Raw genomic sequence first — 13875 nt, forward strand, 5'->3', positions numbered from 1 at the left:
CTTTTCCTGGCGTTGCTCATGCAAACACCCCGTGCAGATACCAGCGGGGCACGCTGGTCTCGCGCTCGTAGAGGCCTTCGCGGAACAGCCAGAAGCGGCGTCCGTCGGTGTCCTCGACGCGGAAATAGTCGCGCGTCGGGCCCACCGCGCCGCCGTGCCACCACTCCGCCGCGATGCGCTCCGGCCCCTCGGCCCGGGCCACCACGTAGGCGACCTTGCGCCAGCGGAAGCGCACCGGCGGCCCGTCCGGCACCCCGGCAACCGCCTCGACGGGCTCCGGCCGGGGAAACAGGCGCAGCGGCCGCTCCGGCGGTTCCGGCTCGCTTTCGTAAGGGGCGGCGCCCTCCGCCAGGTCCAGCGCGGCGGCCCCCGAGCAAAGCCAGGAAAAGTGCCCTTGCGGTTTTCCGTCCGGCTTTGCGGCGGAAAAACCAGGCCGCCCACCCGGAGCCGGTGAGCGAAGCGAACTCGGCGTGAGGGAAGACTCCTGTCCCGCAAAGCCCGGGCCGGAAACCGGTTCCCACTTTCCCTGGCTTTGCGTGTGGGCCGGCAGCGCCGCTCCGGCGAACTCGGGGATGTGGCTGTCGCCGGCGACAAGCCTCGTGACCGCCGCCGCCCCCAGCCGGGCGCTGAGCACGTCGATCAGCCGGGCGAGATCCGCCTCCGCCTCGGCGTGGCCGTCGAGATCGCCCTGGCGGGCGGTAAGCGGCGCCGTCTCGAAGGCCATCAGGCGGATCAGGTCGATGCCGCTGTCGATGGTGAGCCGGGCGGCGAGCGCATCGAGCTTCGGCGCGAACACCGCCGCGATGCGGCCGGGATCGCGCACCGGCCCGGTGGTGGCGATCTCTGTGCCGGAGACCCGCCCGTCGGCGTGGAACAGCGTCAGCACCAGCCGCCGGGCGCCCTCGCCGCGCGCCTCCAGCCGTTCCTCCAGCGAGGCGGCCAGGCGGGCGAGATAGGCGGCGACCACGTCCCACTGGAAGATCGGCTCGGCCAGCCGGCGCTCCATCACCAGAAGCGGCATCGCCCGGCGCGGCGTGATCGGCTCCTCCTCGTGCCCGTAGGCCCGGTCGAGCCGGCGCAGCAGATCGGCGCCGAAGCGGGCGGCCAGCGGCGCGCGCGGCTGGGCGGCGAGCGAACCGACGGTCTTCAGGCCGAGGCTCCGGAGCGCGGCCGCCGTTTCCGGGGCAAGCCGCAGCGCCTCGACGGGCAACGGCTCCAGCGCGTCGGCCACGGCCGCCTCGGACAGGATGTCGGCCCGGCCGTAGCGCGCCATCGCCCAGGCCGCCGCCGCCGAGGGGGCGATGGCGACGCGCGCGGCGAAGCCGGCGCCGGCCAGCCGGGCACGGAGATCGGCCAGCAGTCCCGCCTCGCCGCCGAACAGATGCACGCAGCCGGTGACGTCGAGGAACAGGCCGTCGGGCGGATCCAGCGCCACCAGCGGCGTGTAGCGGTCGCAGGCGGTGGCGAGCGCGTCGAGCAGCGCCGCGTCGGCCTGAGGGTCGTGCGGCTCCACCACCAGCTCCGGCACCAGCGCGCGCGCCTCCGCCAGGCCGAGGCCGGGTTCCAGCCCGGCCGCCTCGGCGGTCGCGTCGACGGCGGCGAGGATCTGCGCCGCTCCCACCTTCGCCACCGTGGCGCGCGGCGGCTCGGCGCGGGCGGCCTCAGGACGCGGTGCGAAGGGCGACGATCTCTGCCGCTCCCGGGCGCGCCGGTCGGTCGCCAGCCTCGGCAGCCACAGGCAGAGGATGCGCCGGGCGGGGGACGAAGCCGTGGTCATGCGGGCGGACCTCCAGATCGACGGCGCCGGTGGGGCCGCCGCGGTTGCGGGTGAGACGGATGGAGAAGCCGGGCCGTCCGAGAACGGCGAGGCCATGCGGGTCGGGGCCGGACGGGCGCGGGGCAAGCGTCAGCCGCACGCGCGCGGCGGAGGCGGTGTCCGGTCCGGCGGGGCGCAAAAGCAGCACCGGCGTGCCGCGGCGCTCCGCCCTCAGCGCCAGCCGGCGGGTGGCCGTCAGGTCGAGAACCCGCGGCGCGCCGCCGATCTCGCCGACGATCGCCGCCAGGTGCGGTACCGACAGCGCCTCCTCCATCGCCCACAGGGCCTCCGCCGGGCTCTTCGCGGTGACCAGCAGCAGCCGGGCCGGGTCGATCCCGAAGGCGGCAAGGCCGGGGCCGTAGAGCCCGCCGGTTTCCCCCGCCGTGACGGCATCGGTCACCCAGACGACGGGGCCGGCATCGGCGCCCATCCGGGCGATCAGCGCGGCGGCGAAGCCGGTGAGCGCGCCGGTATCGCGGTGGTGGGCGCAGACGAGGTCGTGGACGGTGCCCTCCGGTCGCGCCCCCTGTGGATAAAGCCGCTCCAGCACGCTGGCGTCGAAGCGCGGCATGCCGGAGGATGCGCCCGGCGCGGGCACGGTTTCGGCCGCGCTCTCCCCCGCCGGAGCGGACGTGGAGACGGCCGCGCCCCTCGCCCGGCCCTCCAGGGCGGCGATGCGGGCGCGCAGGTCGGAAAGCGGGACGGAGGCCATGAGACGCGGGCTCCACGGCGGTTCGGCACGGACATATGTTCCTGGTTTGTTCCAAAAGATTCCGGAGCCGGGCGCGGGAGTCAAGCAACCCCAGCGCGCTGTCGCCGGTTGCCGGCGGGAAACCCCTGGCGTGAAAAGCCTTTCTCCGGCGAAGCGAATTTGGAGCACGCGCCGCACCATGAAGCCCCCGCGGCGCAGCAACGAATTTGCTGGTCCGGCCTCCCCGTCGGCGTGTATAGTTAAAGGCTCGGTAACCGTACCTCAGGGAGGTGCGTCATGGCTTATGCCCGACGTATGAACGTTGTTCTGTTCGGAGCGGCTTTTGTCTTCATAGCCGCCATCGTCATGGGGGTCGTCTGAGGGTTTTCTTTCCGAGAACCCTCCGGGGGCAGGTCATTCGGGGGCTTTTCGAAGCCTCCCGGGACCCGAAGGCTTTTCGAAGTCTTCCGGCTGGAGCGGCGCTTTCCAACAAGGAAAGGCCGATCCGTCCGACCCGACAAGCTTACGCGCGGCGGCGCACTGGCTGCCGCGGTACCGAAGACCGACAGGTCGACCCTCGTGCACAGGCCCGTCTGACAGGGCCGCCGGTCTGATCGGGTTCGCCCGTCTGATCGGGTCCGCATGAGCAGTCCCGGCGATAGGCCCGGCCTTTCCAAGCAGGCCGGACATATTCGCCCGGAGCATCGACGGACCAGCGGTGACCGCGCGCCGGCGCGGGTGACGACGGTCCGTCCTGGCCCGAGAGCGCCTCGGGTGGTCGCCGCATCGGATGGATCGCGCGGAAGCGAGTGGATCCGCGCGTTCCCTTTCGTTTTTCGGCCCGACCGGATCGGCCCGTCCCGCTCGACCGGGATGCGAGCCGGGTGCGGGAGCGTGAACCGGCCGCGCCCCGTGCGCGATGGTCGGGCTCGTTCTGGCTGCGGAGTGGGGCTTTGCCCGACGGGTCTGCGCCGGACGCCGGGCCAGGCGCCGAGTTGGCACGCATGTGCGGGCCACTTGCGAGCGCAGGCCACTTGTAAGCGCAGGCCGCCTGCGAGGGCGGGTCGCCTGTCAGGGCGGACGAAGGCGTTCCGCCCCCTTCATCTCGCCCCCTCTCCCTTCACGCCTTCACACCTTCACGGCTCCACCGTGACGGAACCGGCCTGTGCGGGAGACCGGCACGCGGGAGGTTCGCGATGCAATCTCCATTACGGCTTGGTACACCCTACGATGACACCCCGTATAAGGATAACATCGGGAGGAAATCGCTCCTCCAGGCGGGGATTGAACTGCTGAAACATCACGCTCTTACCCTCGAAACCGCAGAAACGACGGATAAACCCCGACACAGCTTCGTCTTCCGATGATCGACGGATCTGAACGATAACGAAGTCACCTCGGGACGGAGGCCGCACAGGGTCCACGTAGATTAGCTCGCCGGGGAAGTAGCGGGGTTCCATTGATGTGCCGCCGACATACACAGCAAACGCGCCCGGAACCGATTCAAGCACGGGAATTGTGGGCACCTCGCCTACTTTCTCAGAAAGCCATATCTGGTCTTGGAAGGCTTGAGACTGCCCGCCCATTATAGGCAGCTTGGATCCGCCCAGTTCGGGTTTTTCTGCAGAAACCGTTACCGGCTGCAACGGCGGAGAAGGATCAGACGACTCTCCAAGCAAGAATGCTTCGGATGTCCCCAGAGCAATCGAAATCTCGAAGAGTTTGCGTGGACGATACGCAATTCCACTTTCAATTGACTGTATCGATTGCTGACGCATGCCGACCAGTTCAGCCAGGGCGGCCTGCGTCAGACCGCGCTCCTTCCGGAGCGTCCGAATTCTTTCGCCTAGCAAGCTCATGCGAGAACAATACAAGCAATCGGACAAATCAGCATCCGAAACTCAATTGCCGATAGACGTTCGTGCGCTTCGTCCTCCCCCCGTCCCTGACGCAATGATTGGAAATGACTGGAACGCGCCGCCGGCCTTCGGACAGGTCCCGGGCCCCGTGGAGCGAAGCGGAAAATCCTGAAAGAAGAAGAAAAAACAAAGATTTAGGGCATACTCAATCGTGGTTTGTCAGCATCGCCGGAGACCGATCCGCGTGGCTCCGGGGTCTTGCCTGGTGGCCGGCCGGCGGTCCGGGTCGCTCCCGCCGCCTCCCCTCCGATGCTACCCTTTTCGGGGCTTAGGAGAGAGGGGCGGGACATGCGCAAAACCGGACAGGCCACGATCGACAGGCGGACGGCGCTGAAGGGCGGGGCGCTCTTGGGCGGTGCGGCCCTGCTTGCGCCGGCAGCCGCCGCGCCGGCCCTCGCTTCCATCGGCAGGCAGTCTATCAGCGCGCCGAAGGACGTGGGCCGGCTGGCGAAGGTCGATGTCACCGAGCAGCGGGTGATCGGCATGATCGCCGGTCTCAGGCCGTACCGCCCGGCCGGCTTCGTGGTGCGCGCCGAGACGCTCGGCGACAAGATGGTGGTGCACAATTACGGCCACGGCGGCTGCGGGGTAACGCTGTCGTGGGGCACGGCCGATCTTGCCGTCCGGCTGGCGCAGGAAAGCGAACACCGGCGCGCCGCGGTGATCGGCGCGGGCGCGGTCGGGCTGGCGACGGCGCGGCTCCTCCAGGACCGGGGCTTCGCGGTGACGGTCTATGCCGCGTCGCTGCCGCCGCACACCACCTCCAACGTCTCCGCGGCGGTCTTCGGGACAACCAACATCGCCGACGAGGCTCTGGTGACACCGGCCTTCCGCGACCAGCTCGCGCATGCAGCGCGCTACGCCCACACCGCGTTCCAGACCTATGTCGGCGGCGACCACAACGTCCGCTGGATCGAGTTCTTCCTGATCGGCGACCAGCCCATCGAGCTGCCCTGGGACTTCGCGGTGACGCCGGAGCTCTACACGCTGCGCCACTACGCATCGGGCGAGACGTCGTTCGCCAGCCCGCACGTGGCGAGCTTCACGACCCTGTTCATCGAGACGCACGTCTACCTGCGCCGGCTGATGGCCGACGTGGAGAGGCGCGGCAGCCGGGTGGTGGTGCGCGACCTGCGGAACCTGGCCGACGTTGCCGCGCTGCCGGAGCCGCTGGTGGTCAACTGCGCCGGGCTGGGGGCCCGCGACCTGTTCGGCGACACCGACATGGTACCGGTGAAGGGCCAGCTCACCAGAATCCTGCCGCAGCCGGAGGTGGACTATATCTACCTGGACCCGGCCCGCGACCTCTACATGTTCCCGCGCTCCGACGGCATCGTGCTCGGCGGCAGCCACGAGGAGGGCGTGTGGTCGACGGAACCGGACGAGGCGCGCGCGGCCGAGGTCATGGCCGGTCACCAGACGATCGCGGCGGAGATGACATAACAGGGAGGCTCGCGCCGTACATGCGCACTCGGCGTGAGCGGGTGAAGGGACAGGCTGCGGCTTGCGGCCCTGGATCCCCCGCTTTCGTGTTGTGTCCCGTGAGATTGGCGAGGAGTTCGGCGGGAGCTTTGTATCCGAGGCTTCGCAGTCGGGTTCGGTTGTAAGTATCGACGAAGCGACGGATGAAGTCGTTTCGCTCGGCATGGAAGGCGAACCGGTTTCCCCTTCGCCTGCAAACGCTCTAGGCTTCCCGGATGCGAGCCCATCCGACGCGCGGCCCCCGCACCATTGCCGGCCTCCTCGCGAGCGGCCTCCTCTTGGCCCTGGCCGGCCTCGCGCCGCACGCCTCCGCGCAGTCCTCTCGCGTCGACATCGCCCTGGTGCTCGCCTTCGACTGTTCCTATTCCGTCGATGCCCGCGAGTTCGAGCTGCAGCGCCGGGGCCTCGCCCAGGCCTTCCTCGACGAGGCGGTGGTGGCCGCCGCCCAGGCGGGCCGCCACGGACGCATCGCCGTCACCGTGGTGCAGTGGTCGGCCGACGACATCCAGACCGTGGCGGTGCCCTGGCGCCTTGTCGACGGACCGGCAACCGCCGCCGAACTCGCCAACCGCATCGCCGGAATGCCGCGCCTCGCCGCTCCCGGCTCCACCTCGATCTCCGCCGTCATGGCCTACTCGGCGACGCTTTTGGAGGCCGCCCCGTTCGCCGCCGACAAGCGCGTCATCGACGTCGCCACCGACGGCATCAACAATCTCGGCCCCTGGCTGCGCGACGCCCGCAATCTGGTGGTGGCCCGCGGCATCACGATCAACGGCCTCGCCATCCAGGACGAGGTCGACTACCTGCACCACTATCTCAGGAACCGGATGATCGGCGGGCCGGGCGCCTTCGTCGAGATCGCCGACGACTACGACGATTTTCCCCGCGCCATCCGCACCAAGCTCCTGCGCGAGATCCTCCCGGCGATGGGCTGACGCAATTCCAGCAAAAGTGACCTTGCGGTTTTGCGTCCGGAATTGCGGAGTGAGAAAGCCAATCGCAGGAAAAGTGGGAACCGGTTCGCCGTCCGGCGTTGCGACGAAAGATTCCCCTCGCGCCGAGTTCGCTTGCGCTCACCGGCTCCGGGTGGGCGGCCTGGCTTCTTAAGCCGCAATCGCGGACGGAAAACCGCAAGAGCACTTTTCCTGCGATTGCTCGGGCGGCGCACGGTCGTGCGCTGGTAAGAGTGGTCCGGATAGGCGGAGGTTGGTTCACTCCACCGCTAACCCAAATCTCCGCTCATCCCCGCGAAAGCGGGGATCCATAGGGCTTGTCGGCAGGCTCCCAGCGGAATGATGGTTTTCTCCGCCACCCACCCCACCCTCCGCTCATTCCAGCGAAGGCTGGAAGGTGGATTCACATTTGAAGTGCAACAGTCGTTTGAGAAAGACCTCGGCGGGGGTTTTGTAGCCGAGGCATTTTCGCGGCGTGGCGTTGAGGCGGGCGGCGAGCGCCTGCAGGTCGTCGTCTGAGAAGCTGTCGGGGTCGGTTCCGGCCGGGATGGGGCGGGCGCCTTTCCGCAGAACTCAGTGCGAACCGGATAGCACCCACCAGCGCGCGACCGCGCGCCGGCCGGAGGCCGCGCCCGCGCAGCCGCGAGCGTCAGCTCGTCGGCGCGAGCGGAATAATCACACCGCCTCGATGGCCAGCGCGATGCCCTGGCCGACGCCGATGCACATGGTGGCGAGCGCCTTCTTGCCCCCGCGGCGCTGCATCTCGCGCATGGCGGTGCCGACGATGCGGGCGCCGGACATGCCGAGCGGATGGCCGAGCGCGATGGCACCGCCGTTCGGGTTGACGTGGTCGGCGTCGTCGGGAAGCCCGAGCTGACGCATGACGGCCAGCCCCTGACTGGCGAACGCCTCGTTCAGCTCGACGACGTCGAAATCGCTGATCTTGAGGCCGTGGCGCTCCATCAGCTTCTTGGAGGCCGGCGCCGGTCCGATGCCCATGATGCGCGGCGGCACGCCGGCAGTGGCCGCAGCCACCACCTTGGCGATCGGCGTCAGGCCGTACTTCTCCACCGCCTCGGCCGAGGCAAGCAGCAGCGCCGCGGCGCCGTCGTTGACGCCGGAGGCGTTGCCCGCCGTCACCGTGCCGTCCTTGCGGAACGGCGTCGGCAGCTTGGCGAGCTTCTCCACCGTCGTGCCGGCGCGCGGGTGCTCGTCCTTGTCGACGATGATCGGGTCGCCCTTGCGCTGCGGAATGGTGACCGGGATGATCTCCTCGCCCAGCCGGCCCGCCTCCTGGGCGGCCACGGCGCGCTGCTGGGAGCGGGCGGCGAAGGCATCCTGGTCGGCGCGGCTGACCTGGAAGTCCTCGGCGACGTTCTCGCCGGTCTCCGGCATGGATTCCACGCCGTACTGCTTCTCCAGGATCGGGTTCACGAAGCGCCAGCCGATGGTCGTGTCGTAGATCTCCGCCTTGCGCGAGAAGGCGGTATCGGCCTTCGGCATGACGAACGGCGCGCGCGACATGGATTCCACGCCGCCGGAAATGACGAGATCCGCCTCGCCGGTCTTGATCATCCGCGCCGCCATGGCGGTGGCGTCCATGCCGGAGCCGCACAGCCGATTGATGGTGGTGCCGGTGACCGCGTCGGACATGCCGGCGAGCAGCACCGCCATGCGGGCCACGTTCCGGTTGTCCTCGCCCGCCTGATTGGCGTTGCCGAAGATCACGTCGTCGACAGCGGAAAAGTCGACCGATGCATTGCGCTCCACCAGCGCCTTGAGCGGAAGCGCGCCCAGATCGTCGGCCCGGACGGACGACAGGCTGCCACCGAACCGGCCGATCGGGGTGCGGATATAGTCGACGATATAGGCCTCGCGCATGGGCTTTCGGTCCTTTTCCTGGATCTCGTGTGGGCAGGGCCCGTTGGCGGGCGCGGCCGGGTCGTGCAGGCGATTTCGAACCGCCGGCGCCCGCTGTCAAGTGCAGCCTGTCGAGGGCACCCGCGATGCAACGCGGTCACAATGGCGCGAAATGGCGTCCTTGTAAGGCGCACTTGTGCTTCCGCCGGGCTCCCATTGAGTGTTAAAGCCTAGCTTCACGACAGTCGGGGCTTTGTGCTGGAGAGGGTTTGGTATGGCGGTATCCTGCGGCGAACGCATGTCCTGCGGCCGGTCGGCAGCGATCCACGTGACGGCGGTGCTGGCCGCCGCCCTCTGGACGGGAGCAACGCTTCCGGCGATGGCCCAGGGAGGCGGCAGCGCCAACAAGGCACCGCCGGCCGTCGTGGTAACGGCGATCCAGTCGGAGAACGTTGCCGCGTCGCAGCAGTTCCTCGGCCGCATCCAGTCGATCCAGCAGGTCGATGTGGTCGCCCGGGTGGAAGGCTTCCTCGATCAGGTGGCCTTCAAGGAAGGCGAGTTCGTCAAGAAGGGCGAGCTTCTCTACCAGATCGAGCAGGACCAGTATCAGGCCCAGCTTTCCGCCGCCCAGGCGCAGCTCGCCACCGCGAAGGCCCAGAAGGCCGGCGCCGAGGCGACGCTGAAGAACGCGCAGGTCAATCTGGACCGCCAGCGGACGCTGCTGGAGAAGCAGACCGTCTCCCAGTCGGTGGTCGACCAGGCCCAGGCCGAGCGTGACGAGGCCGCCGCCAGCGTTCAGAGCGGCCAGGCGGCCATCGAATCTGCCAACGCCCAGATCCAGACCGCCCAGATCAATCTCGGCTACACCACGATCGATTCGCCGATCGACGGCCGGATCGGCGCCACCAACGTCACCCAGGGCAACCTGGTGAACACGCAGTCGGGCACGCTCGCCACGGTGGTGCAGATCGACCCGATCCGCATGGTGTTCTCCATCCCGGAAAACTACTGGATCCAGTTCGCTCAGGAAAACGGCATCACGGCTGCCACCGCCAAGGGCGAGCAGGCCTTCGTTCCGCAGATCCAGCTGCCCAATGGCAAGCCCTACGAGGGCAAAGGCAAACTCGCCTTCATCAGCAACCAGGTCGAGCAGACCACCGGCACCATCGCCGTCTACGCCGACTTCCCCAATCCCGACGGCGCCCTTCTGCCGGGGGGCTACGTGACCGCGGTTCTGCGCCAGGCCAAGGAAGTGAACCTGCCGGTCGTCCCGCTCTCCGCCGTCCAGGAAGACCGCCAGGGCCGCTACGTCTTCGTGCTCGACACCGACAACAAGGTGCAGGAGCGCCGGATCGAGACCTCGATCCAGGTCAACGACGGCTGGGCCGTCACCTCCGGCCTGCAGGACGGCGACACAGTGGTCGTGCAGGGCGTGCAGAAGATCCAGCCGGGCATGGAGGTCAACCCGACCAGCGTGGCCTTCGACAAGGCATCCCAGGTCGATGCGGCGGATGGAGGCACCGGTTCGGGCTCGTCCGGCGCCTCCGGATCGTCGGACACCCCGTCCTCTGGCACGGCGGCCGGCGCGTCGTCCGGATCCGCATCCGGCACCGATGCGTCCGGATCGGGCTCATCCGCGTCCGGCGGTGGAAGCTCCGACGCGAACTCCTCGAGCGGCGGCAGCACGTCCGGCTCCGGCGGGACGTCCTCCTCCTCCGGCTCGGGGAACTGATCCATGATCTCCGAGATCTGCGTACGCAGGCCGCGCCTCGCCGCGGTCATCTCCATCGTGCTGACGGTCGCGGGCATTCTCGCGATCTACTCGATCCCGGTGGCCCAGTATCCCGACATCACCCCGCCGGTGGTGCAGGTCACGGCGACGTACCCGGGCGCGGACGCGCAGACCATCGCCAACACCGTCGGCGGCCCGATCGAGGAGCAGGTCAACGGCGTGGAGGACATGATCTACATGTCCTCGGTGTCGTCCTCGGCCGGCACCTACACCCTGTCCGTCTCCTTCGACATCGGCACGGATCCCGACATTGCCCAGGTGAACGTGCAGAACCGCGTCTCCCAGGCGACGTCGAAGCTGCCGTCCTCGGTGATCGAGCAGGGCGTGGTGGTTCAGGCGCAGTCGACCAACATGCTCCTGGTCATCAACGTCTATTCGCCTGACAGCACCTTCGATCCGGTCTACCTGTCGAACTACACGTCCATCAACATCCGCGATCCGCTGGCCCGCGTCACCGGCGTGGGCGCCGCGAACCTGCTCGGCGAACTCGACTACTCCATGCGCATCTGGCTGAACCCGGACAAGATGTCCGCGATCGGCCTGTCGCCGCAGGACGTCGTCTCCGCCATCCAGGACCAGAACATCCAGGCTGCCCTCGGCCAGATCGGCGGTCCGCCCATCGGCGACGACCAGGTCAACCAGTACACCATCACCGCCGTCGGCCAGCTGGAGTCGCCCTCCGAGTTTGAGCAGATCATCGTGCGCACCGGCGAGGATGGCGCGGTGGTCCGGGTCGGCGACATCGCCCGCGTCGAACTGGGCGCGCAGACCTATTCGTCGAACTCCGCCCTCAACGGCGCACCGGCCGCGACGCTGGCCATCTACCAGGCGCCCGGCGCCAACGCGCTTGCGGTCGCGGAAGGCGTACAGGCCGAGCTGGAGCGCCTGAAGGGTCGCTTCCCGCAGGGTCTCGCCGTGGAGACGGTCTACGACTCCACCCTGTTCGTCTCCGCCTCCATCGAGGAAATCACCCACACGCTGGCGATCACCGGCGTGATCGTGCTGCTGGTGGTGTTTGTCTTCCTGGAAAACCTCCGGGCGACGCTGATCCCGGCGATCACCATTCCGGTGTCGCTGATCGGCGTGTTCATCTTCCTTCTGTTGTTCGGTTTCTCGCTCAACACGATCTCCATGTTCGCCATCGTGCTGGCCATCGGCCTGGTGGTGGACGATGCCATCGTGGTGGTGGAGAACGTCACCCGCGTCATGGAGGAGGACGGGCTCGACCGGCGCGCCGCCACCATCAAGGCGATGAACCAGGTGACCGGACCGATCGTGTCCACGACGCTGGTGCTGTTCGCCGTGTTCGGTCCGGTGTCCTTCTTCCCCGGCATCACCGGCGAGCTGTTCCGCCAGTTCGCCGTGACCATCTCGATGGCGGTGTTCATCTCCATGGTGAACGCGCTGACGCTGTCGCCGGCACTCTGCTCGCTGGTGCTGACGCCGCCGAAGGAGAAGAAGAATTTCTTCTTCCGCTATTTCAACTACGGCCTCGACAAGACCCGCAACGGCTACGTGAAGGTGGTCGGGCTGATCGCCCGGCGTTCGGCGCTTGCCGGCATCATCATCCTCGCCGTCGGCGGGGCCGCCTTCGTTCTGCTGGACCGACTGCCCGGCGCCTTCCTGCCGAACGAGGACCAGGGCGTCCTGTTCGTGGACGTCAGCCTAGAATCCAGCGCCGCCCTGCCGCAGACCGAGAAGATCATGGCAGAGGTCCAGCAGATTGCCAGCAAGCAGGAGGGCGTGGCGAACGTCGTCACCGTCTCCGGCTACAGCCTGCTGTCCGGCGCGCCGGGCTCCAACAACGGCCTGGCCATCATCGTGCTCAATCCGTGGGATGAGCGGACTACGCCCGAAACCTCGCTCAAGGGCATCTACGAGGCGCTGTCGGCCGATTTCGCCGCGATCCCGGCCGCCAACGTGTTCGCCTTCCCGCCGCCGCCGATCCCCGGCCTCGGCAGCGCCGCCGGCTTCGACTACCGGCTCGAGGCTCTGGGTGGCCAGTCGCCGAGCGAGCTGTCGTCGACGCTGCGCGCGCTCATCGTGGCCGCCAATGGCGACCCGCGCATCGGCTCGGCCTATTCGAGCTACACGGCCGATGTGCCGCGCATCTACATGGACATCGACCGGACCAAGGCCGAGGCGCTCAACGTGCCGGTCTCGAGCCTCTACAACACGCTGCAGGCGCAGCTGGGCTCGATGTTCGTCAACAACTTCACCTACCTGGACCGCATCTTCCAGGTGAACATCCAGGCCGACCAGGAATTCCGGAACCGGATCGACGACATCGACAGGCTCTATGTGCGCTCGACCACGGGCGACATGGTGCCGGTGTCGACGCTCGCCTCGACCTCGTTCGACTTCGGCCCGAGCCTGGCCTACCGCTACAACCAGTTCCTCTCCGCCCAGGTGAACGGCCAGGCCGCGCCCGGCTACGCCTCGGGCGACGCCATGAAGGCGATGGAGGAAGTGTCCGCCAAGACCCTGCCGGACGGCTACGGCTTCGAGTGGTCGAGCCTGTCCTACCAGGAGGCCAACCAGAGCGGCTCCATCGCGGCGCTGTTCGGGCTGGCGCTCCTGTTCGGCTACCTGTTCCTGGTGGCGCAGTACGAGAGCTGGGCGATCCCGTTCGCGGTGCTGACCTCGGTGGCGGTGGCGACGCTGGGCGCGGTGGCCGCGGTGACCATCTTCGGCATCGCCCTCAACGTCTACGTCCAGATCGGTCTGGTGCTCCTGATCGGCCTGGCGGCGAAGAACGCGATCCTGATCGTGGAGTTCGCCAAGGAGGAGCGCGAGGCCGGCCACACCCGCTACGCTGCCGCCCTCCAGGGTGCCCACATGCGGTTCCGCGCCGTGCTGATGACCGCCTTCGCGTTCATCCTCGGCCTGTACCCGCTGGTGGTGGCCACCGGCGCCGGCGCCGTAAGCCGCGTGGTGCTGGGCATCACGGTGCTCGGCGGCATGCTGGTGGCGACCGTATTCGGCATCATCCTGATCCCCGGCCTCTACGTGATGTTCCAGTGGATCGGCGATGCCCTGTCCGGCAAGCGCAAGGACCATCCCGAGCCTGACCACGTGGCCGACCCGCTCGCCTGAGCGAGGCCACTTCGGTCGCAATTGGGGTTAATGACGGGCGCTTCGGCGCCCGTCTTTCGTTGCGCGGGCGAGCATCGAACAGGCCGCCGGAGGCCCGCGGGCGCCGCGCAATATCGCGCAGAACTGCGCAGTTCTGCGCACCTCTCCGCTGCGCGATTCCGCGCAAAAGAGGTGCGCGGCCGTGCGCGTTTCCGGTCTGCGCGAAAAAATGGCGGAACCGTGTCAACTTTCTGGTCCGCGTTCGGAAACGATTAAGAACCGCCGCT

Annotated in this window: 8 protein-coding genes; 4 read left to right on the plus strand and 4 right to left on the minus strand. The window is 68.2% G+C overall.

What is annotated here, in order from left to right; all coding sequences use genetic code 11:
- Window positions 1-16: 16 nt before the first annotated feature.
- The 3 genes from C507_RS0116185 to C507_RS22870 all read right to left on the minus strand — a co-directional run bounded on the left by C507_RS0116185 (window position 17) and on the right by C507_RS22870 (window position 4366).
- On the minus strand, window positions 17-1777 hold the full coding sequence (locus C507_RS0116185; protein WP_018700765.1) for a Y-family DNA polymerase: 1761 nt from the start codon (window positions 1775-1777) through the stop codon (window positions 17-19).
- A complete protein-coding gene (locus C507_RS23305) occupies window positions 1662-2528 on the minus strand; it encodes an ImuA family protein (protein WP_018700766.1) in 867 nt (288 codons plus the stop codon). Before C507_RS23305 ends, C507_RS0116185 begins: the two co-directional genes overlap by 116 nt.
- Window positions 2529-3715: 1187 nt before the next feature.
- On the minus strand, window positions 3716-4366 hold the full coding sequence (locus C507_RS22870) for a helix-turn-helix domain-containing protein (protein ID WP_083923616.1): 651 nt from the start codon (window positions 4364-4366) through the stop codon (window positions 3716-3718).
- 348 nt (window positions 4367-4714) lie between these two features.
- On the opposite strand from C507_RS22870, the gene C507_RS21740 reads away from it, so the two are divergent.
- Both C507_RS21740 and C507_RS0116215 read left to right on the plus strand, forming a co-directional pair.
- Window positions 4715-5869 (plus strand): FAD-dependent oxidoreductase, encoded by a 1155-nt coding sequence (locus C507_RS21740; RefSeq protein ID WP_018700768.1) that lies wholly within the window; start codon window positions 4715-4717, stop codon window positions 5867-5869.
- Between the two features lie 254 nt (window positions 5870-6123).
- A complete protein-coding gene (locus C507_RS0116215) occupies window positions 6124-6843 on the plus strand; it encodes a DUF1194 domain-containing protein (protein WP_040401263.1) in 720 nt (239 codons plus the stop codon).
- A 693-nt stretch (window positions 6844-7536) separates the two neighbouring features.
- On the opposite strand, the gene pcaF is transcribed toward C507_RS0116215, so the two are convergent.
- Window positions 7537-8742 carry a 3-oxoadipyl-CoA thiolase gene (gene pcaF, locus C507_RS0116225; RefSeq protein ID WP_018700771.1) on the minus strand — a complete coding sequence of 402 codons (1206 nt, stop codon included), beginning with the start codon at window positions 8740-8742 and terminating at the stop codon, window positions 7537-7539.
- A gap of 253 nt (window positions 8743-8995) precedes the next feature.
- Between pcaF and C507_RS21745 the strand changes: the two genes are divergently transcribed.
- Both C507_RS21745 and C507_RS0116235 read left to right on the plus strand, forming a co-directional pair.
- Window positions 8996-10453, plus strand: coding sequence for an efflux RND transporter periplasmic adaptor subunit (locus C507_RS21745; RefSeq protein ID WP_018700772.1), 1458 nt, complete (start codon window positions 8996-8998; stop codon window positions 10451-10453).
- 3 nt (window positions 10454-10456) lie between these two features.
- A complete protein-coding gene (locus tag C507_RS0116235; protein ID WP_018700773.1) occupies window positions 10457-13609 on the plus strand; it encodes an efflux RND transporter permease subunit in 3153 nt (1050 codons plus the stop codon).
- The last annotated feature ends 266 nt before the right edge of the window (window positions 13610-13875 follow it).

The sequence above is a fragment of the Amorphus coralli DSM 19760 genome, assembly GCF_000374525.1.
GTDB classification, from domain to species: domain Bacteria; phylum Pseudomonadota; class Alphaproteobacteria; order Rhizobiales; family Amorphaceae; genus Amorphus; species Amorphus coralli.

Bases quoted from the DNA above. Each gene is read 5' to 3' on its own strand.
- C507_RS0116185 (WP_018700765.1), bottom strand. From the start codon at position 1,777: ATGACCACGGCTTCGTCCCCCGCCCGGCGCATCCTCTGCCTGTGGCTG.
- C507_RS23305 (WP_018700766.1), bottom strand. From the start codon at position 2,528: ATGGCCTCCGTCCCGCTTTCCGACCTGCGCGCCCGCATCGCCGCCCTG.
- C507_RS22870 (WP_083923616.1), bottom strand. From the start codon at position 4,366: ATGAGCTTGCTAGGCGAAAGAATTCGGACGCTCCGGAAGGAGCGCGGT.
- C507_RS21740 (WP_018700768.1), top strand. From the start codon at position 4,715: ATGCGCAAAACCGGACAGGCCACGATCGACAGGCGGACGGCGCTGAAG.
- C507_RS0116215 (WP_040401263.1), top strand. From the start codon at position 6,124: ATGCGAGCCCATCCGACGCGCGGCCCCCGCACCATTGCCGGCCTCCTC.
- pcaF (WP_018700771.1), bottom strand. From the start codon at position 8,742: ATGCGCGAGGCCTATATCGTCGACTATATCCGCACCCCGATCGGCCGG.
- C507_RS21745 (WP_018700772.1), top strand. From the start codon at position 8,996: ATGGCGGTATCCTGCGGCGAACGCATGTCCTGCGGCCGGTCGGCAGCG.
- C507_RS0116235 (WP_018700773.1), top strand. From the start codon at position 10,457: ATGATCTCCGAGATCTGCGTACGCAGGCCGCGCCTCGCCGCGGTCATC.